Below are 25,892 nucleotides of genomic sequence, written 5' to 3' on the forward strand. Positions count from 1 at the left end.
AATATGAATAATGAGGCAGTAAATGTTCTCCAGCATTTTGAAGAGCTCCGGAAGAGGCTGATGATTATAGCTGCTGTCTTTATAGCGTTCCTGGCACTATCCTTTATTTTTGTCAGCGACATTTACCAGTGGCTGGTTAGGGATCTGGACTTTAAATTGGCTGTTCTCGGACCCTCTGAGATTTTATGGGTCTATTTCATGCTTGCGTCTGTTGTCGCCATTGCAGCCGCCATCCCGGTTGCTGCCCATCAAATCTGGCTGTTCGTCAGCCCGGCACTTACCGGAATGGAGAAAAAGGTGGCCTTATCCTATATTCCCGCGTTATTTTTCCTGTTCATTACCGGTATAGCATTCGGATATTTCATCCTTTTGCCGCTGGTTCTGAATTTTTTAATGACCTTATCAGGAGATATGTTCACCGCCTTTTTTACAACGGAAAAATACTTTCGATTCGTGCTGCATTTAACACTGCCATTCGGCTTCCTGTTTGAGCTTCCGGTTGTGATTATGTTCCTGACCAGTCTTGGCATCCTAAATCCTTATTCACTGCAGAAGATAAGGAAGTATGCATATTTCGTGCTGATTGTGGTTGCGATTTTGGTTACACCCCCTGATTTTATTTCAGATATATTGGTCACATTGCCTCTTCTGCTGCTGTACGAGGCGAGTGTGAGCCTGTCCAAAATCATTTATAACCGAAAGCAGAAAAGGCAGGCTCTCTTGCAGTAACTTTAATTTAAATCAGAACAAAAAAGCTTGGACCGCAATGTCCAAGCTTTTCTATTATTCACTTACTTTACTCGCGGGAAGCCAAAGCCTGATGCATAATCGTCACCAGCGGCAGCTCCCGTTCCGCCAAGAATATCATTTTGCTTGGCGCGGTTCTGAAGCTCGGTGCGAAGCTGTGCATGGGACATTGATGGATTCTGGGCCCAGATCTTAGCAGCCAATCCGGATACATGAGGAGTAGCCATGGATGTGCCGCTGATTGTGCTGTAGCTGCCATCATACCATGTGGATTCAATCGCTCTGCCTGGTGCAGACACCTCGACATCACGCTCCTGGATGAGGTAGTCGCCATCAGTTGCAGGGTTGCCCCTTGATGAAAAATCGGCAACACGGTATGAACCATTTTGCTGAACATTTTCCAGAGCGGCCACTGCAACAGCATTCACTAATGCGCCGGGATAGCCAATCGTATTATCGGCAGGACCATCGTTTCCGGCAGCAGCAACTACGAGGACACCTTTGCTGTAGGCGTAATCAACTGCATCCGCAATCAATGTGCTCTTAGAGCTTGAACCTAATGACATGGAAATGACCACTTTAGATCCTGTGCGGACCGCTTCATCGGCCGCATGCTTAATAGCTCCTGCGATGTCATCAGAATACCCTGATCCTCTGTCGTTTAACACCTTATATGCCCAAAGATCTGCGTCTGGCGCTACTCCGTAAACACCTTGTCCGTTCTCGCCGCCATGAGCCAGCACAGTACCCGCAACATGTGTGCCGTGTCCGTTCTTGTCCCCGCAGCTTCCGTCAATTAAAGGGGACTTTCTTTGTGTAAAGTCCTTGCACTGTTCAGCTTGCCCGGCGAGATCAGCATGTGCTGTATTTACTCCTGTGTCCAGAACGGCAACTTTTACCCCGTTTCCGCCTGAAGTGCTTTGGATGGAGCTGTCATTGTAAATGGCCTCAATTCCCCAAGGTGTACCATCTGCCGGAGCTGATGCAGCCCCCGATCCAGGTTTCGCTGCGGTCACAGGTGAGTTCTTAACTTCTTCAACTCTATCAATCTTTAAGTTTTTATTTTTTAAAAGTGCCTGATACTGTTTAGCATTTACTGTAGTAGTAAAACCATTCTGTCCAAAATCCCATCGTACTCCATAGTTCGATTTTGCCTTTGCTTTTTCTGCACTTGGGCCCTGAATGACGACCCGATAGGTTTCATTGCTCACAACCTGCTGACCGAATGCCCCTGACGCAAATACGGATAGTCCCATTGCTGCACTTAGTATTGCTGACCCAATGACTCTTTTTTTCTTCATTCAAAATCTCCTCTCAGAATATGTATGGTCACAGCTGAAGAGCTGTAACTCTATTATATTTATAAAATTCAGAATAATAAAACATTACTTTGGGCCTATATTTGCTTAAATTTATCATTTCTATCAAAAAACCCCAGACAGGCATCCTCACTTGCATAATAATATTCTTTCAGTAATAGGTAAATATTTCATATTGTGAAGTTAATCATGCAATAAGGAGGGTAAAAGTCTATAAAGTCGATAAGGGAGTGTGAAATATGAGAGCAGTAACCTACCAGGGAGCGAAAGATATTCAAGTAAAAAATGTGGAGGATCCCAAAATTGAAAAGCGGGATGATGTCATTGTCCGGATCACCTCAACTGCCATTTGCGGATCGGACCTTCATTTATATCAGGGGAATATGCCATTGCGGCCCGGCTATGTTATCGGGCATGAACCCATGGGAATCATTGAGGAGACAGGTCCTGATGTGACAAGGGTAAAGAAAGGCGACAGGGTGGTCATACCATTTAATGTATCGTGCGGGCATTGCTTCTATTGTCAGCATAATATGGAAAGCCAATGTGATAATTCGAACCCGCATAATGATTCAGGCGGCTATTTTGGCTATACTGAGAAATACGGAAACCATCCGGGCGGTCAGGCAGAGTTTCTCAAGGTGCCGTTTGGCAATTTCATGCCATTTGTTATACCGGAGTCGTGCGAGCTGGAGGATGAATCACTGCTCTTTTTATCGGACGTTCTGCCGACAGCCTATTGGAGCGTGGAACATTCAGGCATTAAAGCGGGAGACACGGTCGTCGTCCTCGGCTGCGGTCCCATCGGGTTAATGACTCAGAAATTTGCCTGGATGAAAGGAGCTAAACGGGTAATTGCAGTAGATCATCTCGATTACCGCCTCAATCACGCCAAGCTTACCAATGATGTGGAAGTCTATGACTTTACGAAATATGATGACATGGGAGCATATATAAAGGAAATCACCCAGGGCGGAGCTGATGTCGTCATTGATTGCGTCGGCATGGACGGGAAGAAATCCGCTGTAGAGAAAATAGAACAGAAGCTTAAGCTCCAGGGCGGAACGCTTGGCCCGATCCAAATCGCGACGAAAGCAGTCCGTAAATTTGGTACTGTCCAGCTGACCGGTGTGTACGGGCTGACTTATAATATGTTCCCGCTCGAGGAATTTTTCTCGAGAAACATCACCATTAAAATGGGCCAGGCCCCTGTGGTGCACTACATGCCTGAGCTATTTGAAAAAATAACGAATAAGGAATTCGATCCGAAGTCAATCATCACTCATCAGATTCCTCTCGAAGAAGCAGATCGTGCGTATAAAATTTTTAATGACCATGAAGATGACTGCATTAAAGTCATCTTAAAACCGTAATAAATACAAACCGGCCTGGATATCCCATGGCCGGTTTTTTGAAGTTTAAGAATATAACATATTATACATGTTTCGACATAAACGTATATAATAGTGCTAAAGACACAATATTAATAGAGTTAACCAAGGAGCATGTAGATGAAAGGCTTTAATCAACAGACTTTGATAAAAGAAGAAACAAAAGCAGTTATGCTTTTTATATGGCTATTCTATATCATTTTAACACTTTATGATTTGTTTTATTATTATCTGCTTCCCCTCAATACTGGCGGCAGCATCGGGCTTCCAAAGGGCGGGCTTGGATGGGGTTATTATCTGGCTATTATCGGGCTCTTGCCTTTAGCGCTGTATTTAATCAGGACAAAACGCCCTTTTCAGGTAAAATACTTATTTTTTGCAGGGTTTTTCCTGATAGATTTTAGTAACAGCATGCTGATCTATTTCGGAGAATCGAAGGAATTTCAGAGCGGAAGTGCAGTAGAACTTTTATTTATTATATTTTCACCGATTTTTGTGAATAAGCGCTATTTTTGGATAGTAACCGGCGGAATGATTGCGAAGTATCTGCTTGCCGGCTTACTGTTGAGCAGCCAAAAGGTAATGGTGCCAATCGTGCTTATGGCCATTTTTTCAAGTGTTTCATATGTTCTGCTGAACCGCTTCTATTCCTATATTCACTCGCTGACACATGTTTTCCAGGAGCTCCGCCAGACTGAAAAGCTGGCTGCTGTCGGTCAGATGGCTTCGGCAGTCGGCCATGAAGTAAGAAATCCTTTAGCAGCATTAAGAGGGTTTACTCAGCTGCAGATGGAAAAACATCCTGAAGATCAGGACCGCTATAAAATCATGATTGAGGAAATCGACCGCATTAATCTGATTGCCGATGACCTTATGATCTTAAGCAAGCCAAGACTGCCTATGTTTAAAAGAGTTGAACTGAATGCAGTGATTAACTATGTTATCTCGATCATACATGAACAGGCAGCCAATCAGAACATCCGTCTTGAAACAGAAAATCTGGAAGCTGTTCCTAAAATTCAGTGCGACGAAAATATGCTTAAGCAGGCTTTTATTAATTTGGTTAAGAATGCGATGGAATCTATGACAGAAGGCGGCACGATCCTGATTTCGGCCAAAATGGCGGAGGGCGATCAGGTTTTGATCAGTATTAAAGATGAAGGCTGCGGGATCGATGCTGAAAATATGGAACGGGTCGTGGATCCATTTTATACAACTAAACCGGATGGAACCGGTTTAGGGCTGATGGTTACCAAGCAGATTGTGGATGAACACAAGGCGGGAATCACTTTTGAAAGTGAAAAGGGGAAAGGGACAATTGTGAACCTTACTATTCCTATAGAGCAGCCAACCCAATAAAAAGAATTCAGGAGGATGTCATTTAATGTTCAGGGCAGACCTGGAAAATAGTAACTGACATTATAATAATACTATTCGAAATCGTACAGCACCCTATGAGGGTGCTGTATTTTATTAGGTAAATAGGCTTCTTTTTTACAAAAATTTAATAATTTTCCTATGTTAATTCCGACTAATTGCTCATTCTCAAATAAGTCTAAAAATAGATAGAATTATGAATGTTATCATCCTAATCTACTATAATTTGAGGAGATGTATTCATTTGAAAAAGCCTATGCGCAAACTTGGAAAGACGATACTCGCAACAACGATGGCCCTATCTGTCTTAGCAGCTCCTATTTCATATGATTCTGTCATGGCGGCAAAGCCTGATCATGCAGGGAAACCGGAAATTAAATTCAGCCATGAAGTAAGCCTGCGGATACTGGGAACAACAGATATACATACACACCTTTATAACTATGATTACTATAAAGATGCAGAAACCATTGAATTTGGTCTGGCTAAAACAGCTACCTTAATCAAACAGGCAAGAAAAGAAGCAAAGAATACATTATTATTTGACAACGGAGACCTCATTCAGGGTAATCCGCTTGGCGATTATAAAGCAAAAGTAGATCAGCTTGAGGATGGGGAAATGCATCCCGTGTTCAAGGCTATGGAACTATTAGATTATGATGCCGCTACGGTAGGAAACCATGAATTCAATTATGGCCTCGATTATCTGGATGAGGTTCTGGATGATGCGCCATTTCCTTATGTAAATGCCAATGTCTACAAAGACGACGATGATAATAATCCGGAAAACGATAAAAATTACTTTAAACCATATAAAATCATCAAGAAAAAAGTCGTTGATGAAAAAGGAAGAAAACAGGTCATTAAGGTTGGGGTTATCGGTGCTGTGACTCCGCAGATTACACAATGGGACAAAGCCAATCTTGATGGAAAAATCATCACAAAAGACATTGTAAAATCAGTAGAAGCCAATATTCCTAAAATGAAAGAAGAGGGTGCGGACATTATCATTGCACTTGCGCACTCCGGCATGGGGGACGCAGCATATGCTGAGATGGAAGAGAATGCAGCCTACGACTTAACAAAAGTAGAAGGCATTGATGCGGTTATTTCCGGACACAACCATAAGAATTTTCCGGGAGATTTCACCGATCTTCCTGAAGTGGATGCAGAAAAGGGAACGGTCAACGGGGTGCCCTTCATCATGCCGGGCAGCTGGGGCAATCAGCTTGGCGTTATGGACCTGACTATTGCCAAGGTAAAGGGCAAGTGGGAGGTTAAGGATTCCCAGTCATCTTTAAGGTCTATTTTCAGAAGCTATAAAAATGAATCCGGCGCGACCGTCAAGGAAAGCCTTGCAGATGCAGATCCTGCTATTTTGAAAGCTGTAAAGGAAGAACATGAAGGAACCGTGAATTATGTCCGCCAGCCTGTCGGGGAAACAACAGCTGATATCCACAGCTATTTTGCACTTGTAAAAGATGACCCGTCCATTCAAATTGTGACGAATGCACAGAAGTGGTATATTGAGAAGCAATTAAAAGGAACACCAGATGAAAATACACCAGTGCTTTCGGCGGGAGCTCCTTTTAAAGCAGGCGGCCGCAACGGGGCAAGCTATTACACATATATCCCTGAAGGCACAATCGCCATTAAAAATGTAGCCGATCTATACCTGTATCCGAATACAGTCGCTACGGTAAAAATTAAAGGGGCAGATGTGAAGGAATGGCTTGAAATGTCTGCAGGCCAGTTCAATCAGATAAAAGATAATGAAGCGGGAGAACAGTCACTCATTAATAATGATTTCCCTACTTATAACTATGATGTAATCGATGGTGTGACATATGAGATCGATGTAACAGAACCTGCTAAGTATGATAAAGATGGCAAGCAGGTTAATGCTGATGCAAACAGAATCAAAAATCTTCAGTATAACGGAGCACCTATTGATCCGGATCAGGAATTCATCGTTGTGACAAATAATTATCGGGCCAGCGGCACTTTCCCTGGAGTCAGAAACAACACGGCAGTAGAGCTTTATCCGGATGAAAACCGCCAGGCGATCATTGATTATATCCGAGAAGAACAAACCATCGATCCTTCTGCAGATGCCAATTGGTCATTTGCACCGGTTGCCGGTGGCGTAAATGTAACGTTCGAATCTTCACCGGATGCAAAGGATGCGATTGCTGAAGGCAGCGGAATCGGCTATGCGGGGGAAGCAGCCAATGGCTTTGCGAAATATTCGCTTCAATTCCCGGAGCCAAAGCCATTTGAAGTCCAACTTTTGGGGATCAATGATTTCCATGGTCAGCTTGATACATTTAATTCCGGTTTGAATGCGGGTGGAATCGAGTATTTAGCTGCACACTTAAAACAGCGTGAAGCAGAGAATCCCAATACAATTATGCTGCATGCAGGTGATGCAGTAGGGGCGAGCTCCCCTGTTTCGGCCCTACTTCAGGACGAGCCAACAATTAAAATGCTTAATGAGATCGGCTTTGATATAGGTACAGTCGGCAACCATGAATTCGATGAAGGGGTAGACGAAATGCGACGCCTTATCAATGGCGGGGCCCATCCAAAAACTGTAGAGAAGTATGGCGAGTTTGAAGGAGCAAACTTCCCGTATGTTGCAGCTAATGTAGTGGATGAAACAACAAAGGAGCCAATCCTTGATCCCTATGTAATTAAAGAAGTAAATGGAGTGCCAGTCGGCTTTATTGGCATTGCCTATTCCGATACTCCTGGAATTGTTACGCCAAGCGGAACGGCAGGTGTAGAATTCACGGACGAAGCGGAAGCAATCAACAAGTACACAGCTGAGCTGAAGGAACAGGGTGTTAAATCGATTGTGGTCATTACTCATAACCCTGTAAAGTCCGATATAGATGGGTCTAATCCTCAAGAGGAACTCGCTGACATTGCGAATGCAGTTGATGATGAAGTGGATGTGATGTTTGGCGGCCATAACCATCAGTACACAAATACTGTGGTGGACGGGAAATTGCTTGTTCAATCTTATTCCTATGGAACTGCTTTTTCCGATGTGGACTTAACAATTGATCCAGTGACGAAAGATATTGTTGCTAAAAAGGCTGAAATCGTAAGCGCCACACGTGACGTTGAACCTGATGCAGAAATTAAGCAAATGCTTGATGCTTATATTGCTGATGTCGCTCCGATTTTAAATGAAGTCATCGGTCATACTTCAACAGGTATTACGAGAGAGGTAAATGCTGATGGAGAATCTCCGATGGGCAACCTGATTGCAGATTCCATGATTGCGCAGACCAATACCGATTTTGCCTTCATGAACTCAGGCGGCGTCCGTGCAGGCATTGATGCTGGAGATATTACGTGGAAAGAAGCTTTTACGGTACAGCCTTTCGGAAATGACCTTGTGACATTGACATTGACCGGTGCCCAGATAAAAGAACTTTTTGAACAGCAATGGGGTTCAAAAGAAAGAATCATGCATGTTTCCGGCTTAAAGGTGACGTACGATTCTTCGAGAGCTGCTGGAGATCGGATTGTTTCTTTAGTAAAGAACGATGGAACGCCAATCGCTGCAGAACAGGAATATTCTGTGACGGTAAACAACTATATGGCTGATGGTGGAGACGGCTATAGCGCCCTTTTAAACGGCAGGAACCGCACTGTGGATATCGTCGACCTTGATGCTTTAATCAACTACATTAAAGAGCAGAAAGAAGTAAACCCGGCGGTTGAAGGAAGAATTACTAAATTGAATAAATAACAGGAAGGGAGCATCAGGCAGTCTGATGCTCCTTTTCTATATCCCTCGAAAATAGGTATAGGTACCCGTTTTTTCTTTTAGCGGCGGATAAATTGATTAAAATTACCTACTCAAATGTTATCAAAATATTAAAATAACAGTATTGTTAGACTATTAAAAACTTTATGTTAATTTGATAGAATTAATCTCGCACTTCGAAAATTCAGAAAAACTAAATAGGAGGCTATAAGAATGAGTAATAAGAAAAAACCTTTTAAGGTTGTATCTTCCATTACAGCCAGCACGATGATGGCAGCTGCACTATTTGCGGGATCTTTTGCCGGGACAACAGCAGCTCCTTCAAAAGTTTCAGCAGAGGAACTTTCTGCACCGATTGATTTGAATATTGTGAATGAAGACAGGCTGGGGAAGGCATTAAAAGACAGAGGATTGGTTAAAAAGGATGCTTCCTCTAAAGAAATAGAAAAGGCAGTTAAGGAGTACATAAAAGAAAAGCAAGGTGAAAAGCAGCCTGGAAATACAGCAAATAGCCATGACCATAAGGATGAGTTTGATAAAAAAACAAAGGATTTCTTAACGAAACAAAAAGAACAGATGACAAAGCAGCTGAATAAAGGTCATAAAAACTATAAAAAGGGCAAACCGGACGGCTATGTAAAAGTAGATCCGGCCAAAGAAGCAAGCTACAATGGTGATGTCAGAACAGACAAAGTGCTTGTGCTTCTAACTGAATTTGAAGATTTCAAGCATAACAATGTAACTCAGGAAGAGGGATATATGTACGCTGAGGATTTCAACAAAGAGCACTATGAGAAGCTGATGTTTGGCGATACTGAATTTGAATTATTTAATGGAGATAAAGTAAAAACGTTTAAGCAGTTCTATGAAGAGCAGTCCGGCGGCAGCTACACTGTGGATGGCACTGTGTCAGAATGGCTGACAGTCCCTGGAAATGCGAGCGATTATGGTGATGATAGTCCTGCCGGAGGTCATGATAATCTATCACCTCTTGGACCTCGCGACTTAGTAAAAGAGGCTTTAAAAGCAGCTGTGAACGCTGGAATGGATCTTTCGGAATATGATGAATTTGATTTATATGATTTAGATGGAGATGGAAACTTTAATGAGCCTGATGGATTAGTTGATCACCTCATGATTATCCACGCCGGCACAGGACAGGAAGCTGGCGGCGGAGCGCTTGGTGATGATGCCATCTGGTCACACCGCTGGACACTTGGCGGAGTATTTGCTGTTCCGAATACTACAGCCAAGGTAGATTATTGGGGCGGAAAAATGGGTGCATTCGATTATACCATTCAGCCTGAAGATGGAGCGGTCGGGGTGTTTGCCCATGAGTTTGGACATGATTTAGGATTGCCGGATGAGTATGATACGCAATATACCGGTCAAGGTGAGCCGGTTGCTTCATGGTCCATCATGAGCGGCGGCAGCTGGAACGGCGAAATAGCAGGTACTGAACCAACTAGTTTCTCACCGCAAAATAAAGAATTTTTCCAAAAAGGCATGGGCGGAAACTGGGCTAATATTATGGAAGTAAATTATGAAGATATTGATAATAAAGGTTTGGCAACTGTTATTGACCAAAGTGTAACCAAATCTAAAAACCCTGGAATTGTAAAAGTAAATCTTCCAGAAAAAGAAGTAAAGGGGATTGCACCTGCGTTTGGCGAGAAATATTACTACAGCACGAAGGGTGATGATCTTCATACGACTTTGACGACGCCTGAATTAGACTTAACAAATGCGGAAACAGCTGCCTTCAATGCGAAAGTTTACTATGATATTGAGTTTGATTATGATTATCTGACTGTTACTGCAAAAGCAGACGATGGGACAGAAGCTGAGCTCGATGTAATTGGTGATGATGATACAGATGGGGATGCCCGTGCTGAATCTTCAAAAGGCGAATGGGAAGATAAGACATATGACCTAAGCGGATTTGCCGGTAAAAAAGTTAGCCTGACATTCGAATATGTAACAGATGGCGGCTTGGCATTGGACGGATTTGCGATTGATGAAATCACTGTAACTGCTGATGGAAATGTGATTTTCACAGACGATGCTGAAGGCGGGACACAGATGACTCTTGACGGATTCATTGTTTCCAACGGAATCAGCTATGCGAAGAACCATTATTATCTGGAGTGGAGAAATTACGCAGGCTCCGACGCTGCCCTTGCCCAATCAAGAGGAGTTAAATACAACACTGGTTTAGTTGTTTGGTATGCCGATGACAGCCACACAGACAACTGGGTTGGCGTTCATCCTGGGGAAGGTTTCCTTGGAGTGGTGGATTCACATCCGGAAGCCATTACCGGTCTGTTAGACGGCAAAGAAACAGTATCTCAAAGCACAAGATATCAGATTGCAGATGCTGCGTTCTCCCTGGACAAAGCACCAGCATGGGAAGTAAGCTCGCCAACCCGCGGTGATTATGACTACCCTGGTTTAAAGGGAATTTCTGTTTTTGATGATTCAAAAACATATATTAACAGCCTTATTCCTGATGCAGGACGCATCGTTCCGGAACATGGCCTGAAATTCCAAGTGATTGGTGAAGCGAAGGATAACTCTGCTGGAGCCGTATGGATTCACAAATAAGCTTTAAAGGTGCGAATGCCAGCAATGGCTTCGCGCCTTTTTCTGTTGAGGGTGGACAACTCCCAGCCTATAAGCTAGTATCATTACCGATACTAGTTTTTTCCGATTTTCGGCTATACTAATAAATATCTGATTACACTCGAAAAAGTTAAAAGGAGTAACATATGACACAATCTTTTATTGACAATATGAAGCCATTTATCCAGGAGGCATGGAAAAAGTCTGCATTTGCACAGCCGACGACCGTTCAGGCAGAGGCGGTTCCACAGGCTTTGGAAGGCAGGGATATTATTGCCGAGTCACCGACCGGAACAGGCAAGACACTTGCGTATTTGCTGCCGGCCCTTGAGAAAATTGACCCGGATAAACAGGCGGTACAGGCCGTTATTTTAGCCTCTTCACAGGAGCTTGTGATGCAAATCTTAAGTGAGATCCAAAAATGGGCTGAGGGCAGCGGGATTAAAGCTGCTTCTTTTATCGGCGGAGCCAATGTGAAAAGGCAGCTTGAGAAATTGAAGAAGCACCCGCACATCGCTTTAGGAACGCCAGGCCGGGTGCTGGAGCTGATTAAACAGAAAAAGCTGAAAATGCATGAAGTAAAAACTGTTGTCCTTGATGAAGGAGATCAGCTTCTCGTGCCTGAACATGCTCAGACTGTGCAAAATATTGTTAAATCTACACTTAAAGAACGCCAGGTCCTATTATTCTCAGCGACACTGCCGCCGGTTGTTGAACAGCTTGCGAAAGAGCTTACAGCTGATGCTGAAGTGATTCGTGTTGAGAAGGATGAAACCATTCAGGCTGCAGGTGTGGACCATATTTATTTTGTGGCAGAAGCGAGGGACAAAATTAAAATGCTTGAAAAAATCTCAAGGCTCGAGGACATAAAAGCATTGGTATTCGTTAAGGATATCGGCAACCTGACCGTTATGGCCGAAAAGCTTGATTTTAAAAATATCTCTTCAAGCACCCTGCACAGTGATCTGAGCAAATTCGACAGACAGAAAGCAATCAAGAACTTCCGCACCGGCAAAACCAATATGCTGATTGCTACAGATGTTGCGGCAAGAGGGCTGGACATCAAAGGAGTCTCCCATGTTGTCCATTTCGACTTCCCGAAAGATGTTAATCAATATGTTCATCGCTCAGGAAGAACAGGAAGATTCGGCGCAAGCGGAACCGTTATCTCCCTTGTTACTGAAAGAGAAGAGCGCGAACTTAAGAAAATGGGCAAAGAACTGGGCCTCAATGCAGAAAAGAAGGTAATGCGAGGCGGCCAAATCGTATAATGATCAAACAGCCAGGCACCCATATCAGTTGGTGCCTGGCATTCTTTTTATAAAAAGGAATTTCTCCTTTTCTAAGCGAATTAGTATGTGGAGCTTTATTTAACTAAAGAATAAGGGGAAATCGATGATGGAGAATCCAATGCTAAAGAGCTTTCATGATAACGATCTGCTTGAAGCGACGATAGATGAATTGCAGGAAAAAATGCAGGTTGGGGAAATTTCCTCCAAAGAACTTGTATTGATGTACATGAACCGGATTGGACATCTGGATAAAAAGATCCATTCTGTTTTAGAACTCAATCCGGATGCATTGCATATAGCAGCGTCTCTGGATGCGGAAAGAAAAGAACAGGGTGCGCGCGGCCCTCTTCACGGCATTCCCATATTGATAAAGGATAATATTGATACAGGGGACAAAATGCATACAACTGCAGGTTCACTCGCTTTGAAGGATCATTGTGCACAAAAGGATTCATTTGTGGCGTCTCAATTAAGACAAGCGGGAGCCGTTATTTTAGGAAAAACAAATATGACAGAATGGGCCAATTTTATGACGGAAGGGATGCCAAGCGGATACAGCTCACGGGGCGGACAAACCTTGAATCCATATGGAACGGGAAAATTTGATGTTGGAGGTTCGAGCGCAGGATCCGGTGCAGCCATCGCCGCTAATTTTGCGGCCGCAGCCATTGGAACGGAGACATCAGGTTCCATTTTAAGTCCAGCCAGCCAGAATTCTCTCGTTGGAATTAAGCCGACAGTCGGACTTGTCAGCCGAACCGGCATTATTCCAATTGCCCATAGTCAGGATACTGCCGGACCGATGGCGAGAACGGTTAAGGATGCCGCTTTATTATTGAACGTGCTTGCAGTACCTGACGAAAATGACCCGATTACCCTGACAAATAAAGATCTGCAGGGCATGGATTTTACCGTTTTCCTTGATGAAGCCGGATTACAGGGGGCGCGAATCGGCATTGCCAGGGAGACTTATTTTGACTACCTAAGTTCAGAGAAGCTCTCAGTCATGAATAAGGCGGTAAACGATTTAAAAGAGCTGGGTGCAGAGGTGCTGGACGGGGTAGTGATTCCTTCCGCCAAAGGAGAGTGGAGCTATGATGTCCTGACATATGAATTTAAAGCTGATTTGAATGCCTACCTGCGAACGGTCGCACAGCACCTTAATATTCACTCACTGTCCGATGTCATTGATTTTAATGAAAATCATAGCGGAAAATGCTTAAAATATGGCCAAACCATCCTGATTGAATCAGAGGAAACAAGCGGAAACCTGACGGAAATGGCCTATATATCTGCACTTGAGAAGGATATTTATTTTTCAGGTGAGAAGGGCATTGATTACGTAATGAAAGAGCATCATCTCGATGCCATCGTGTTCCCGAATAATTATGGTGCAGGCATCCCTGCAAAAGCGGGATATCCATCCATCACAGTGCAGGCCGGATATACCCCGGAAGGCGAGCCGGTGGGCATCACATTTACAGGACTTGCTTACAGTGAACCTCTTCTCATCAAACTGGCTTATGCCTTTGAACAGGCCACTAAGCATAGGAAAGCTCCAAAAATTGAACTCCCGGCATCAGAATAACTGTTCCTTTATTGACTCATACTACTCCTGATAAAACAAAAAAGGAGCAGATGAGAATATGGGCAGGACTAAACGCGGCAACGGCAATGCACAGCGCAATAACAATAAACACAGACCACAGCGCACAAGCGAAGAGCTTGTTGAATTTACAACCGGAAGCAAAGAAAAGAAAGAAAACAACGTGCAGGACTGATGAACCAAATCCTCCTTTTTAGAAGGGGGATTTTTTTGTTGCTGGAAAAAAATGAACTATACCGCAATAAACCGGTTTATCCGAAAATAAAAATGAGCTATCTGCAAGTAAAATCCAGCTATCCGGAAGTAAAAGCAGGCTATCCAGCATTTCAAAAACTAGAATGCAGCCATATTTTCAACGCAGAATACTATCCGCACATAAAATGAGCTATACGCACAGAAAAAATTTTATCCGCACATAAATTTGAGCTATACGCACAGAAAAAATTCTATCCGCACATAAATCGGTACTAGCTCCATTACTGGCAAGTAAATCCTCGCAAAGTGCATAAAAAAGACAGTTTTCCCTTTGAAGACTGTCTTTTTTTATATTTCAATTAAAAAAACGTATTAATGCCTTATTCTTCAACTTTCTTCAGAGGCTTGGCAGCAGGACCTTCAACGACTGTTCCGTCATAGGAGAAGCGGGAGCCGTGGCACGGGCAGTCCCAGGTGCGGTCGCCGTGGTTCCATTCACATTCACATCCCATGTGAGTACAGGTTGTATCCACAAGATGGAGACTGCCTTCAGGATCCCTGTATGCACCTGTCCGTTTGCCATTGATCATCACGACGCCGCCTTGATCATGGGACAGATCTGCCGTTTCTTTAGGCACGAATTCAAGCTTCCCTTTGATCAGCTGGCCGGCTACATCTGTATTGGCTGCAATAAACTTTTTAATGCTTGGGTCAGCCTGGAATCTGGATGGCGTAAACAGCTCGGCATAAGGGTTGTCCATTTCCATAATCTGATCTTTTATCAGCATGGCGGCTGCAGTCCCGTTTGTCATTCCCCATTTCCGGTAGCCGGTTGCGACAAAGATATTCTTCTGTTTGGACGTAATTGGGCCGATATACGGGACTTTATCAAGCGTATATAAATCCTGGGCAGACCAGCGATAAGGATAATCGGTTATGCCGAGCACCTCTTCCGCAAAGACTTCAAGGGCTTCGTAATGCTTCATCGTATCCGGTCCATGGCCCGTCTTGTGGCTGTCGCCGCTCACTAAAATGAGTTTGTCTCCGTTATAGGGTGTGTACCTTAGTGAGCGGGTAGGTGAATCGGCACTGTAATACATGCCTCCAGGAAAATCCTCTTTGGTTTTTACGCCAAGGACATAAGATCTTTCCGGAGATAATCTGGCAAAATAAAAACCTTTCATATCCGCAAAAGGGAAGTGGGAAGCAGCAATGACATATTTGCATTTCAGGCGATGGCCTTCTCTTGTCACGACATCAGGCAGACTGCCTTCTTCAATTTCTGCAGCTGTTGTATTTTCATAAACAATACCGCCTAAATCCACAAAATCTTTAAGAAGCTTTTTCAGGTATTTCAGCGGATGAAACTGGGCTTGATCAAACATGGAGAGCACCGCTGTTGTGTTGATGTTAAAAGGAATGCTCTCTTTCATTCCGCTTGGAATTCCGAGTTTTTCATAGGCTTGCCGCTCTTTTTCAACTTTTCGGGCATACTCTTCTGAAACAGCATATATGATTGCTTCTTCGTTGCTGAAATCACAATCAATTTGTTTTTCTGATACAATGTTCCGTACAAAATCTATAGCATCTGCTGAAGCCTGATAATAGAGTTTGGTTTTTTCCTCGCCAAAATGACTGATCAATTCATCATAAATTAATCCATGCTGTGCTGTTAATTTTGCTGTCGTATGTCCGGTAGTACCGTTTAATATATTGCCGGCTTCAAGAATAGCCACTTTATAGCCTTCTTTGGCAAGAAGGTAACCCGCCGTAATGCCTGTGATGCCGCCGCCTACAATGGCAATTTCCGTTTGAGCATCTTCTCTGAGCTTGTCGAAGGCCGGAAGTTCCTCCTCCCTCCAATAAGGCTCTGGATATTGGGGCGTTTTGTGGTTGGATGTCGTCATACCCTGTCCTCCTGTAACGTTATATTCGTCCATAATTTTCCCTGCAAACCCTATTCCTATACAAATTCTCCTTCTCTAACCATACCCATTAAATTGTTAATTAATCAGGGGGAATGATAAATCAGGTTCTCTACTGTTTTTTTTATCAATTCTGGATAAAATGTGCAGGCCGAGAAAAGATATACAGTATCGAATGTTAATGGGGTACAGTCATGATTACATTAAGCTATCTGAGCATTTTTCTGCTATTGACTATATTAGCTGCACTTTTTGATATGAAAATATTTGATTATACGATATGGGAAGCTTTGAGGAATTTACTGTTTACGGAGATTGCCACTGGAAGAATGATCATTATTGTTTCTGTACTTATTGGATTGCTTTCAAGTGCAGTCATTGATTTTCGTCTTTTTAAAGCGAAGAAAAAATCAGGGGCATCCAGGTAAAGGAATCGCTGGGAAATGCTAACTGAACGTACATTTTAAAAGGGATTGGTGATGGAATGTTAAAAGAGAATATATCTCTCAGCCAGCTGCTGACATTGTTGATCAATTTCCTTTTAGGAAGCGCCATTGTTGTCGGAGTAGGCGGGGATGCCAAGAAAGATGCCTGGATTGCAATCGCAGCCGCCATAATGATCGGGTTTGGAATCATGCTATTCTATTATTTCTTAATCAGCCGGGTGCCTGGAAAAAATTTATTCGAGATGATGGAGTTTGGCTTTAAAAGGCCGCTTGCAATCATTTTTTCTATTATATACGTGGTTTACTTTCTGTATCTGGCCTGCAGGGTGGTCCGTGATTTTGGCGAATTGATTGCTTCGGCCATTCTGCCATCGACACCAATAGAAATCATCTCGCTGACCATCTGTCTGCTGATGTCTTATATTTTGTATCTCGGTCTTGAAGTCCTGGGGAGAACTTCGGAAATTTTCACTCCTTATTTATTCGGATTTTTGTTTCTTTTAACCATCCTGCTATTTGCAAGCGGCAATGCCAATCTACATGAGATTAAGCCTGTGCTTGGGGATGGGCTTCGGCCAGTTTTGAATGCGCTTTTTCCAACTCTAATCGTGTTCCCTTTTGGCGAGCTCATTGCATTTACACTCATTCTACCGGTTGTAACCAACTTTAAATATTGTTTGCGTGTTTCATTGATGGGAGTGGGAATAGCAGGTGCACTTTTATTATTTGCAATGTTTCTGATGATTGTCACACTTGGAGCTGATGCTTTGCAGCGTTCCAATTTTCCTATGCTCAGTTCTGCACGCGAAGTCTCAATCGGCAATTTTATTGAAAGAATAGATGCACTCGTTGTTTTTATTATGATGCTGGGGATTTTGGTCAAGGGTTCGGTGTTCATGTTTGCTGGATTGAAAGGCCTTGAGTACACCTTCCGGCTTCCTTACCGGTATTTTTCCTTGCCGGTAGCCATGATTGTTTCATCTTTTTCTATATTAATATCAGTAAATTTCGGTGATCATTGGCAGGAGGGGCTTGAGTTGGTCCCATACTTCCTGCACTTGCCATTGCAGTTTGGACTGCCATCACTTCTGCTGATCGCAGTTTTGTGGAAGCGGCGAAAGAAAAAGGCTAAACCCGGTGAGAAGGGGATGAAGTTTTGAGTATTCTTAAATCACTTTTAAAAATGCGCCAAAAGAAAGAATATCCTGTTCAGCCTGCGGAAGCTGCGGACACTGGCCCAGATCTTAAAAGCATGAGTCTGGAACAGCTGAAAAAAAGAATAAATGCAGAGTTCGGCAGCACGGTTGATTTAAGCATGGATGAGCTGAAAACAGAAGGAAAAGATGCTTTACTCATCTATCTTACAACAATGATTGATACAAAATTATTAAAAGAAACGATCCTGCAATCGCTCAGCGGGAAGGAGGATGGAATTGAATTAACAACGGAGGACGATTTGAAATCGCTATGCAAAGAGAAATTCGGAGGGGCAGGCTACCAGCTGGTTAAGTCATTCGATGATATCATTACTGCACTCCTTTATGGCAACATCATTATTATTTTTAAAGATATGGAAAAAGCGCTTTCCCTTTCCATGGCCTCAGGTGAAGACCGTTCCATTACAGAGCCAAGCACCCAGACGGTTATTAGGGGGCCAAAGGATGGTTTTGTGGAATCGATATCAACAAATGTTAGTCTGCTGAGGAGAAGAATTAAAAACAGAAAGCTTCGTTTTGAAAAATTTATTATTGGATCTGAGACTAATACTTCTGTATACATCGGGTACATGGATGGCATATCAAATGAGAAGATCGTCCAAGAAGTCCGCAAAAGGCTTTGCCAAATCAAAGTGAACGCCATTTTTGAATCTGGAAATATTGAAGAACTGATTGCAGACAAATCCGCTACACCCTTTCCGCTGGCGCTGAATACAGAACGGCCAGATGCGGTGGCATCCAATTTGCTTGAAGGGAAAATTGCAATCCTTGTTGACGGGACTCCTTTTGTGCTGGTAGTTCCGGCTGTTCTGGTTGATTTCTTTTCCATTGCAGAAGATTATTATCAAAACTTCATGATGGGAAGCTTTTTAAGAATGATCAGGTATTTATCGTTTATGATTGCCTTGATTACGCCATCCTTATATGTCGGGATTTTAACCTTTCATCATGAACTTCTGCCGACACCCCTGCTTCTCGGTATCATCGCACAGCGGGAGGGAGTGCCATTTCCGGCAGTCATTGAAGTGCTATTGATGGAAGTTACCTTTGAGATTCTGCGTGAAGCCGGTGTCCGGATGCCCCGTGCTGTCGGGCAGACAGTATCAATTGTAGGCGCTCTCGTCATCGGACAGGCTGCAGCTGAAGCAGGGATTATATCAAATATAATGGTCATCATTGTCGCCATTACAGCCATCGCCAATTTTGTATCACCCACTTATAGTTTTGCTGCTGCAGCAAGGCTGTTAAGATTCCTGCTGATCATTGTGTCGGCTTTTCTGGGCCTTTATGGCGTCCTGATTGTTCTTGTTTTTATTGTCGCCCATCTAAGCTCTCTCAGATCCTTTGGCGTTCCTTATCTTTCACCTGTTGCTCCATTTATCATTGAGCAGCAGAAAGATGTCTTTTTCCGGTTCCCGATTTGGAGTATGTGGAAGCGGCCAGCTTACCTAAAAACACAGAATCCTGAAAAGTTTTCAAAGACCGGGTCGCCTTCTCCTCCTCCAATGGAAGGAGAGCAGTCCAATTGAGAAATTATGGTGTGGTGTTTGCCGTTATTTTGACTGCTATACTGCTCTCTGGATGCTGGGATCAGAGAGAGCTGGGCGAAATAACCGTTGTGACAGGAATGGCTGTGGATAAGGGCGAGGATGAAAAGTATACTCTGACTGTAGAAGGCATAAATGCAACAGAATTGAATAACCGCACTGCCAGCGGAAATGCGCCATCCATTGTTTATTCTGCTGAAGGAAACTCTCTGGCAGAACTGACTTATAGAGTGAATGAAGGGATTTCCAGGCATTTGATCTATTCCCACATGCGCACTTTGATTATTGGAGAAGAACTTGCAAAAGAAGGGATTATTGATTTTATTGATTTTCTGGAGAGAAATCGGGAAATCCGGGATGATTTTAATATTTTGATTGCAAGAGGGGGAAAGGGATCTGATGTATTAAAAGTGACGTATCAATTTCAGAAATCTACTTCTTTAAAATTGCACACTCAGCTGGACACCATGATGAAGGATTGGGGCGGAGATCCAGGCGTGAGGATGAATGATGTCATTACAGCATGGACCGCTCCGGGACGTCAGCCTGTAATGGCTGCTGTCAGGATCAAGGGTGACCCGGAAGCTGGCGCCAGCGCGGAAAATATGATGAAGGTCACCCCGGATGCGCTTGTCGTCCTGGACTCACTGGCTATATTCAAAGGTGATAAGCTGGAAGGATTTCTGACACTGGAGGATTCAAGAAATTACTTATGGCTTCAGAATAAGATCAAAAAAACATCCATTACCGTCAAATGCAGTGAAAACCGGTATATGGGGCTTAGAATATATGATACAAGGACAAAGATTAAAGGAAAACTCGAAAATGGAAAAGCAAAGATTAATATAAAAATCAGAGCTGAGGCGTATATTGACGGGACTCATTGCAACGATCAGTTTGATAAAGCAAGGACTTATAAAGAAAGTGCAGAAACTGCCCAAAAACAGATTAATGAGATGGTCACAAAAACGATTGAGAAGGTTCAGCAGGAATATGGTACCGATATTTTTGGTTTTGGTGAAGTTGTGCTGAGACAGGATTATCAGAATTTCAAAAAAGTCCAGAAAAACTGGGATGAAAAATTTAGTGATGCTGATATAAATGTAGACACAACTTTAATCATTCGGCGAACAGGCATCAGGACTAAAAGCTTTTTAAAGGAAGTAAAGTAGAGATCCTTTCCTTCATTGACGCATAAAAGCTGTATTGATATAATTTTGCTATAATTCAGCTAATTATTGCATTAAAGGTCTGGGCATTGTCCAGCCCTTATTTCTTTTAAAGGGGAAAGCCAAATGAATTTCGAAACTTCTGTTCTGCACAAGAAAAGTAAGAGCAACCGCAAAATTCAAAGCAAAGTAACGCCGATCTATCAAACTTCAGCCTTCTCATTCAATGATCTGGATGAGCTCGAGGGATTTTATCAGGGAAACGGCAATTATCTATATTCCCGGGTCGGAAATCCAAATACGGATGAGCTTGGTGAATTAATTGCCAGCCTGGAAGGAGCACCAGCCGGGACGGCTGCCTCATCCGGTTTATCTGCCATTCTGGCGGGAGTGCTTGCTGTGGTCAAAAGCGGCGACCATATTGTGGCAGCGGATGACCTGTACGGCGGAAGCTTCCAATTAATCAAAGAAGAGCTGACACAGCTCGGTATAGAAGTAACCGTTGTTCCTTTCTCTGATGCTTCACAAGTGGAGGAAGCCATACAGGAGAATACAAAACTTCTTTATTCTGAATCCATCACAAATCCTCTATTGCGGGTGGAAAACCTTGAGGAAGTCGTCCGCCTGGCAAAGAAGCATAATCTCGTTACCCTGATCGATAATACATTTGCCACTCCATATCATTGCCAGCCTTATTTGAAAGGCATTGATTTAGTTGTTCATAGTGCAACGAAGTACATTGGCGGGCATAGCGATATTACAGCAGGTGTCCTGGCTGGAGAAGAAGAGCTGATCGGAAAAGCACGCGGAAAAATTATTAACCTTGGGGCTAATTTAAGTCCGTTTGAGGCCTGGCTGACATGCAGGGGAGCGAAAACCCTGGCTCTCAGAATGAAGCAGCAGTCAGCAAATGCCATTAGAGCGGCAAGGGCATTAGAGCAAAATCAAGAAATAAAAAATGTCTATTATCCTTTTCAGCACGGTGAAGAAGGGTTTGGCGCCATTGTGACGATTGAATTGGCTGACAGTGCTGATGTGAATGAGTTTTTTAAAGAGCTGGGGTGGATTAAAATTGTGCCGACACTTGCGGGTGTTGAAACGTCAGTATCCCATCCGCTGACAACATCGCACCGGGCACTGCCCCCTGAAGTATGCAGGGAACTCGGCATTACCAAGCAGGTGGTGCGGATATCCATCGGAATTGAACATGCGGATGATATCATTGCCCAGCTGAATAAGGCTATTATTCAGAGTCTGTGATGACTATTAGATCCTCTCAAGCTGGTCAAACAGCCAAAGCTTCAATAATACCAAAAAGATAATAGTTACGATGAAGTTTTTCAGGCTGAATGTCAACTTGCCATCCTTGTGCAGAACAATGCCCATTGAAACCAAGTACCAGAACCACTTCTTATTGGTCAATCTATTAGGGTTAGAGAATTGTCCGTCCCGTTTCTTTTTATTTTCATGACGGGCCCAGAGAAGTACAACGATAATATCTAGACAAGAGCCAATAGAAATAGCTGTGATCACAAAGGTATTGGATGGCTGCCATTTTCCTTCGTTCTCAGCTGTTTTCTTTTCCTGTTTGTGCTTGTGAATCTCGAGTTCTTTTGAAAAAGCAGAGGAAATTTCTGAAGGCTGTTCTTGTAGAAAAGAAGGTTTAAGGGTAACAGCCGCAAAAATTAAACTGCATAATAACGCAAAATAAATGAGGAAAAACATAAAAGTTTGCTTGCTGGAACGGTTCTTTTGCATTTGAAAAACCTCCCTATAACACCATCGTACCATTTTCAATATCAAAATATTGGAAAGTACTGTTGCGAAATATCGAACAATTGTAAAAAAATTCAAGGCACAGTTTTCAGGAATGAAGTGATTCCTTCCATTAAATACTAAGGTAACAGTATTTTAGGAAGGAGCTGACGCCATGCCTGAACTTCCGGAAATGGAAACCTACAAAAGGCTGTTAACGGAGCAGCTGGCCCGTAAAGTCATTACAGATGTAGAGGTGAATCGGGAAAAATCCATCAACGTGCCGCCTGTCCAATTTAAAAGTCAGCTGATTAATACGCAAATATCCGAAATCCACCGAAGGGCTAAACATCTTATTTTTAAGCTGAGCTCCGGTAAAAATCTGTTGCTGCATCTGATGCTTGGCGGCTGGATGTATATTGGCAATGAAACAGACAATCCTGACCGCACCAAACAGATCATTATCTCTTTTGGGGATAAAAAGCTTTACTTTATTGGACTTAGACTTGGCTATCTCCACTTGCTGACAGACACAGAGTTGGAAAAGGAGCTTTCAGATCTGGGACCGGAGCCCTTGGATCAAACATTAGGATTTCCGGCCTTTCACGAACTGATCGGAAGCAGAAGAGGAATGCTGAAAACGACATTTATCAATCAGCAGTTCCTTTCAGGAATCGGCAACTGCTACAGCGATGAAATCTGTTTTGAAGCGGGCTTGCTGCCTATGAGAAAAGCGGATGAATTGGATGAGGAGGAAATAAAAATCCTTTTTCAATCTATGAAGGGTGTCTTAACCAGGGCCATCCAGTTTGGCGGCTATATGGAAGTGCCTTTGTTTAAAGGAGATGCTAAAACCGGGGGGTATAATAAACAATGCAGAGTATACGATCGAGAAGCAGAGCCATGCCTCCGCTGCGGCAGCCCTATAGTGAAAGAAGAAATTTCTTCCCGGAAAACGTTTTTTTGCGCAAATTGCCAAAACTAAGAAAGAGGCTGCCTTTACTGCAGCCTCTTTTCTCTACTCTTCCGGATCACTCTGAATCCTATCAACTGTCGTGGAATCACTGGAATCCATTGCCCCCTTTAAAAAATGGACAAGCATAAATCCGGCCAGTCCCAATGAAACCATAAAACCGATTGTAATTGCCCACATTAGAGCCATCCTTTAACCTCCCATTTTCATAAGATAGAAAGTATAAATTTTGAACGTCGATAACTGTCTAGCTCTAGCGCCTGCCCCCTCGAGGTCACAAGCATGTCTTGTTGCGGCTCCTAGGGACTCGGGGTCATAAGCCTTTTCCTTTCAGAAGGAAGAACGCCTTCTTACAGGAACCGGCTTATGCCTGTCGTCCCTGGGCAGTCGCCTCCACATTTCGAGCAATCCTCCCGAAAAGGCAAAGAATGCCTTTCCGGGAGGATGGCCTTGTGCTTGAGGCCCCCAGGATGGGGGTCATGCAGACGTTGCCACAGGACGTGGCGCTATTAGTCTGCATTCCTTCGTGGGCAAGGCGCTACCGCTTTTCTGAACCAAGAACGTTTCCTTACTAAAAGGTATATGCCTGAAATCTTCAATCTTTCCCTTTCGATTATGAAAAAAGGAAGGGAACAGGGTGCTGCATATCGAAGTAAAGAAGATGGCATATAGTGTTTTACAGCCAAAAGCGCTAAAGGAGGAGATCTCTTTTGGATTTTAAAACGGCCGATTTATGTGATGACCACAGCAAAGAGCTGCTTATTTGCCAGCAGGAGTTTAAATCTTATGGGCTAAAAAGAAAGTTTTCCGGTCCCATTTCAACGGTTAGAGTGTTTGAAGATAACGTTCTGGTAAAAGAAGCACTGGAGTCCATTCCAGAGGGAAGTGTGCTGGTGGTGGATGGCGGCGGATCAAAAAGATGTGCCTTAATGGGTGATCGGCTTGGTGAGATTGCCCAATCAAGAAAGCTTGCCGGAGTAATTATTTACGGCTGTGTTCGCGATACTGTGGAGCTAGGAAGCCTGGATATAGGAATCTTCGCACTTGGCAGCAATCCTTTGAAAAGCCGGAAAGAGGGAAAAGGGGATCACGATATACCTGTCACATTTGGCGGGATTGACTGGAAGCCGGGAGAATATGTATATGCAGATGAAGATGGCGTAATTGTCTCTTCGAAAGCTCTTATCTAAAGATGAACACCCGCTGTTAAGCGGGTGTTTTCTGTTTATATTCACTTTCCTGCTTAACATAGAATACCGTATTTAAAAGGGGGTGCACCATATGTTTATGATCTTTTTATTATTTTGGGCAGCCGGCATTTATCTTTTGTACCGGAGCAGGAAAGAGGAAGAAGAGCTTTTGGTACTGAAACTGATTGGTTATTATCTATTAGGCACATTTACTTTTAGCTTTAATGGCATTGTTTTGCCAGTTGGGTTTGTCATCAGTTTATTCCTAAAGCCCGGGCAGAACAGAAGCGTGAAGCGCGGCTCTGCGATTTTCGGGCTGGTCATAATGGTCCTTGGCCTTTTTTATTGATGGCATTAAATTGCCGGGAGGCGGATGCCATCGTAAATGCCATTCATAAGGCTATCAATCCTCTATAACCGCTTCCTTTTCAATGCTGATTTCTTCCGGCAGCATTGTTGACGCTTTCGGAACCTGGCGGGGCTCATAATCAATTTCATCAGAGGAATATACTCTGATTACCACTTGGCCATGCATAGCTTTTGCCCGTATGAGCAGGGGAGAGCTGTAACGGTTCCTAAAGGTGAAATCCGGGCCATACCAGCTTACAGTTGCATCCCGGCCAGGCGGTACATAGGGAACCTTTTTGCTGTGGGAATAACGCTCGATCACTTTAACGCCTGCCCGGTCAACTGCATTGAATAGAGTTGAAGATACCTGGCAGATCCCGCCCCCGATATCTTCTGACAGTTCCCCTCTAACGATAACCGGTGCACGCTTATAGCCCTTCCCTGCCGTCCTTTTGCCGACAGCACGGTTAAAAGAAAATACTTCATTCGGAAAAACAACATAATTATCAAGTGCATCGGCAGCAAGCTGAATATTATGGGAGCGTGAGGCGTTATTCGGATTAAAGTACGTAACATACTGGCCGATCATTTTAACCCGGATATGGGAGATAAGATCCCGATCCACTCTCGGGTAAACGGGGAGTATTGGGATCTCAATTTTAGCCGGCCCGTTACTATAAAAGTATGTATAAAAAATATCTGTGAATGCTTTGCGGTGCAGTATTTTTCCAGGCTTTTCGGCAATGACGCGCCCGCTTTCGCCTATGTACGCGTTCATAGGCGGAATATACGTCTGGCGATCTAATTTTTCCAGGAGCTGAGTGAACTGTTCACCGTCCACTAGCGGAACCTCGGGAAACGGCAGTTGATATTCTGACCTGTTGACACTTGCAATGGATCTGCCGTCATGTTCAATGGATAAGTCATCAGGTAGACTGGCAGTTTGAGTTTGTGTTAATAGCATGATCCCCAATACCCATGAGAATTTCATA

At 43.5% G+C, this 25,892-nt stretch carries 22 protein-coding genes; 17 read left to right on the forward strand and 5 right to left on the reverse strand.

The features are described from left to right. Window positions 1–3 precede the first annotated feature (3 nt). Entirely contained in the window at window positions 4–729 is a 726-nt protein-coding gene (tatC, locus tag ACXAD1_RS03410; RefSeq protein WP_197204899.1) for a twin-arginine translocase subunit TatC, read from the forward strand. Between the two features lie 62 nt (window positions 730–791). Here the strand turns inward: tatC and ACXAD1_RS03415 are convergent, their stop codons facing one another. Continuing rightward, a complete protein-coding gene (locus ACXAD1_RS03415; protein WP_474909480.1) occupies window positions 792–2,048 on the reverse strand; it encodes a S8 family peptidase in 1,257 nt (418 codons plus the stop codon). Window positions 2,049–2,305: 257 nt separating this feature from the next. Between ACXAD1_RS03415 and ACXAD1_RS03420 the strand changes: the two genes are divergently transcribed. From ACXAD1_RS03420 to ACXAD1_RS03455, 8 genes are all read left to right on the forward strand, one after another. Beyond that, a complete protein-coding gene (locus ACXAD1_RS03420) occupies window positions 2,306–3,439 on the forward strand; it encodes a zinc-dependent alcohol dehydrogenase (RefSeq protein ID WP_206841812.1) in 1,134 nt (377 codons plus the stop codon). Window positions 3,440–3,577: 138 nt separating this feature from the next. After that, complete coding sequence (locus tag ACXAD1_RS03425; RefSeq protein WP_370224107.1) at window positions 3,578–4,816, forward strand: ATP-binding protein; 1,239 nt, start codon at window positions 3,578–3,580, stop codon at window positions 4,814–4,816. Window positions 4,817–5,078: 262 nt separating this feature from the next. Further along, a complete protein-coding gene (locus ACXAD1_RS03430) occupies window positions 5,079–8,597 on the forward strand; it encodes a bifunctional 2',3'-cyclic-nucleotide 2'-phosphodiesterase/3'-nucleotidase (RefSeq protein WP_370224106.1) in 3,519 nt (1,172 codons plus the stop codon). 231 nt (window positions 8,598–8,828) lie between these two features. Next, the gene (locus tag ACXAD1_RS03435) at window positions 8,829–11,219 is read left to right on the forward strand and encodes an immune inhibitor A domain-containing protein (RefSeq protein WP_206841846.1); all 2,391 of its coding nucleotides are present in this window, start codon (window positions 8,829–8,831) and stop codon (window positions 11,217–11,219) included. 164 nt (window positions 11,220–11,383) lie between these two features. Further along, complete coding sequence (locus tag ACXAD1_RS03440) at window positions 11,384–12,508, forward strand: DEAD/DEAH box helicase (protein WP_206841850.1); 1,125 nt, start codon at window positions 11,384–11,386, stop codon at window positions 12,506–12,508. A 127-nt stretch (window positions 12,509–12,635) separates the two neighbouring features. Further along, window positions 12,636–14,117, forward strand: a complete 1,482-nt coding sequence (locus tag ACXAD1_RS03445; protein WP_474911281.1) for an amidase family protein — start codon at window positions 12,636–12,638, stop codon at window positions 14,115–14,117. Between the two features lie 58 nt (window positions 14,118–14,175). Continuing rightward, a complete protein-coding gene (locus ACXAD1_RS03450; RefSeq protein ID WP_019382593.1) occupies window positions 14,176–14,310 on the forward strand; it encodes a hypothetical protein in 135 nt (44 codons plus the stop codon). A gap of 35 nt (window positions 14,311–14,345) precedes the next feature. After that, window positions 14,346–14,519 (forward strand): hypothetical protein, encoded by a 174-nt coding sequence (locus ACXAD1_RS03455; protein ID WP_474909481.1) that lies wholly within the window; start codon window positions 14,346–14,348, stop codon window positions 14,517–14,519. A gap of 191 nt (window positions 14,520–14,710) precedes the next feature. Here ACXAD1_RS03455 and ACXAD1_RS03460 read toward each other — a convergent pair whose 3' ends face one another. Further along, complete coding sequence (locus ACXAD1_RS03460) at window positions 14,711–16,237, reverse strand: FAD-dependent oxidoreductase (protein ID WP_474909482.1); 1,527 nt, start codon at window positions 16,235–16,237, stop codon at window positions 14,711–14,713. A gap of 212 nt (window positions 16,238–16,449) precedes the next feature. On the opposite strand from ACXAD1_RS03460, the gene ACXAD1_RS03465 reads away from it, so the two are divergent. From ACXAD1_RS03465 to ACXAD1_RS03485, 5 genes are all read left to right on the forward strand, one after another. Further along, the gene (locus tag ACXAD1_RS03465; protein WP_206841858.1) at window positions 16,450–16,683 is read left to right on the forward strand and encodes a hypothetical protein; all 234 of its coding nucleotides are present in this window, start codon (window positions 16,450–16,452) and stop codon (window positions 16,681–16,683) included. 56 nt (window positions 16,684–16,739) lie between these two features. Further along, entirely contained in the window at window positions 16,740–17,861 is a 1,122-nt protein-coding gene (locus ACXAD1_RS03470; RefSeq protein ID WP_474909483.1) for a GerAB/ArcD/ProY family transporter, read from the forward strand. Continuing rightward, complete coding sequence (locus tag ACXAD1_RS03475; protein ID WP_474909484.1) at window positions 17,858–19,447, forward strand: spore germination protein; 1,590 nt, start codon at window positions 17,858–17,860, stop codon at window positions 19,445–19,447. Before ACXAD1_RS03470 ends, ACXAD1_RS03475 begins: the two co-directional genes overlap by 4 nt. Continuing rightward, a complete protein-coding gene (locus ACXAD1_RS03480) occupies window positions 19,444–20,637 on the forward strand; it encodes a Ger(x)C family spore germination protein (protein WP_206841879.1) in 1,194 nt (397 codons plus the stop codon). Before ACXAD1_RS03475 ends, ACXAD1_RS03480 begins: the two co-directional genes overlap by 4 nt. Before the next feature lie 123 nt (window positions 20,638–20,760). After that, a complete protein-coding gene (locus ACXAD1_RS03485; protein ID WP_474909485.1) occupies window positions 20,761–21,894 on the forward strand; it encodes a trans-sulfuration enzyme family protein in 1,134 nt (377 codons plus the stop codon). Between the two features lie 6 nt (window positions 21,895–21,900). Here ACXAD1_RS03485 and ACXAD1_RS03490 read toward each other — a convergent pair whose 3' ends face one another. Continuing rightward, window positions 21,901–22,392 carry a hypothetical protein gene (locus ACXAD1_RS03490; protein ID WP_474909486.1) on the reverse strand — a complete coding sequence of 164 codons (492 nt, stop codon included), beginning with the start codon at window positions 22,390–22,392 and terminating at the stop codon, window positions 21,901–21,903. Between the two features lie 172 nt (window positions 22,393–22,564). On the opposite strand from ACXAD1_RS03490, the gene ACXAD1_RS03495 reads away from it, so the two are divergent. Continuing rightward, window positions 22,565–23,374, forward strand: a complete 810-nt coding sequence (locus ACXAD1_RS03495; protein ID WP_474909487.1) for an Fpg/Nei family DNA glycosylase — start codon at window positions 22,565–22,567, stop codon at window positions 23,372–23,374. A gap of 33 nt (window positions 23,375–23,407) precedes the next feature. On the opposite strand, the gene ACXAD1_RS03500 is transcribed toward ACXAD1_RS03495, so the two are convergent. After that, complete coding sequence (locus ACXAD1_RS03500) at window positions 23,408–23,551, reverse strand: hypothetical protein (protein WP_019382584.1); 144 nt, start codon at window positions 23,549–23,551, stop codon at window positions 23,408–23,410. A 521-nt stretch (window positions 23,552–24,072) separates the two neighbouring features. Between ACXAD1_RS03500 and rraA the strand changes: the two genes are divergently transcribed. Beyond that, the gene (rraA, locus tag ACXAD1_RS03505) at window positions 24,073–24,552 is read left to right on the forward strand and encodes a ribonuclease E activity regulator RraA (protein ID WP_474909488.1); all 480 of its coding nucleotides are present in this window, start codon (window positions 24,073–24,075) and stop codon (window positions 24,550–24,552) included. Between the two features lie 91 nt (window positions 24,553–24,643). Further along, complete coding sequence (locus tag ACXAD1_RS03510) at window positions 24,644–24,901, forward strand: hypothetical protein (RefSeq protein ID WP_370221607.1); 258 nt, start codon at window positions 24,644–24,646, stop codon at window positions 24,899–24,901. Between the two features lie 54 nt (window positions 24,902–24,955). Here the strand turns inward: ACXAD1_RS03510 and ACXAD1_RS03515 are convergent, their stop codons facing one another. After that, window positions 24,956–25,891, reverse strand: coding sequence for a VanW family protein (locus ACXAD1_RS03515; protein WP_474909489.1), 936 nt, complete (start codon window positions 25,889–25,891; stop codon window positions 24,956–24,958). Between the last annotated feature and the right edge of the window lies 1 nt (window position 25,892).

The sequence above is a fragment of the Cytobacillus sp. ABV4_503 genome, from assembly GCF_056158445.1.

Bases quoted from the DNA above. Each gene is read 5' to 3' on its own strand.
- ACXAD1_RS03415 (WP_474909480.1), bottom strand. From the start codon at position 2,048: ATGAAGAAAAAAAGAGTCATTGGGTCAGCAATACTAAGTGCAGCAATG.
- ACXAD1_RS03450 (WP_019382593.1), top strand. From the start codon at position 14,176: ATGGGCAGGACTAAACGCGGCAACGGCAATGCACAGCGCAATAACAAT.
- ACXAD1_RS03510 (WP_370221607.1), top strand. From the start codon at position 24,644: ATGTTTATGATCTTTTTATTATTTTGGGCAGCCGGCATTTATCTTTTG.
- ACXAD1_RS03490 (WP_474909486.1), bottom strand. From the start codon at position 22,392: ATGCAAAAGAACCGTTCCAGCAAGCAAACTTTTATGTTTTTCCTCATT.
- ACXAD1_RS03435 (WP_206841846.1), top strand. From the start codon at position 8,829: ATGAGTAATAAGAAAAAACCTTTTAAGGTTGTATCTTCCATTACAGCC.
- tatC (WP_197204899.1), top strand. From the start codon at position 4: ATGAATAATGAGGCAGTAAATGTTCTCCAGCATTTTGAAGAGCTCCGG.
- ACXAD1_RS03485 (WP_474909485.1), top strand. From the start codon at position 20,761: ATGAATTTCGAAACTTCTGTTCTGCACAAGAAAAGTAAGAGCAACCGC.
- ACXAD1_RS03440 (WP_206841850.1), top strand. From the start codon at position 11,384: ATGACACAATCTTTTATTGACAATATGAAGCCATTTATCCAGGAGGCA.
- ACXAD1_RS03470 (WP_474909483.1), top strand. From the start codon at position 16,740: ATGTTAAAAGAGAATATATCTCTCAGCCAGCTGCTGACATTGTTGATC.
- ACXAD1_RS03420 (WP_206841812.1), top strand. From the start codon at position 2,306: ATGAGAGCAGTAACCTACCAGGGAGCGAAAGATATTCAAGTAAAAAAT.
- ACXAD1_RS03495 (WP_474909487.1), top strand. From the start codon at position 22,565: ATGCCTGAACTTCCGGAAATGGAAACCTACAAAAGGCTGTTAACGGAG.
- ACXAD1_RS03460 (WP_474909482.1), bottom strand. From the start codon at position 16,237: ATGACGACATCCAACCACAAAACGCCCCAATATCCAGAGCCTTATTGG.
- ACXAD1_RS03465 (WP_206841858.1), top strand. From the start codon at position 16,450: ATGATTACATTAAGCTATCTGAGCATTTTTCTGCTATTGACTATATTA.
- ACXAD1_RS03515 (WP_474909489.1), bottom strand. From the start codon at position 25,891: ATGAAATTCTCATGGGTATTGGGGATCATGCTATTAACACAAACTCAA.
- ACXAD1_RS03500 (WP_019382584.1), bottom strand. From the start codon at position 23,551: ATGGCTCTAATGTGGGCAATTACAATCGGTTTTATGGTTTCATTGGGA.
- ACXAD1_RS03445 (WP_474911281.1), top strand. From the start codon at position 12,636: ATGGAGAATCCAATGCTAAAGAGCTTTCATGATAACGATCTGCTTGAA.
- ACXAD1_RS03425 (WP_370224107.1), top strand. From the start codon at position 3,578: ATGAAAGGCTTTAATCAACAGACTTTGATAAAAGAAGAAACAAAAGCA.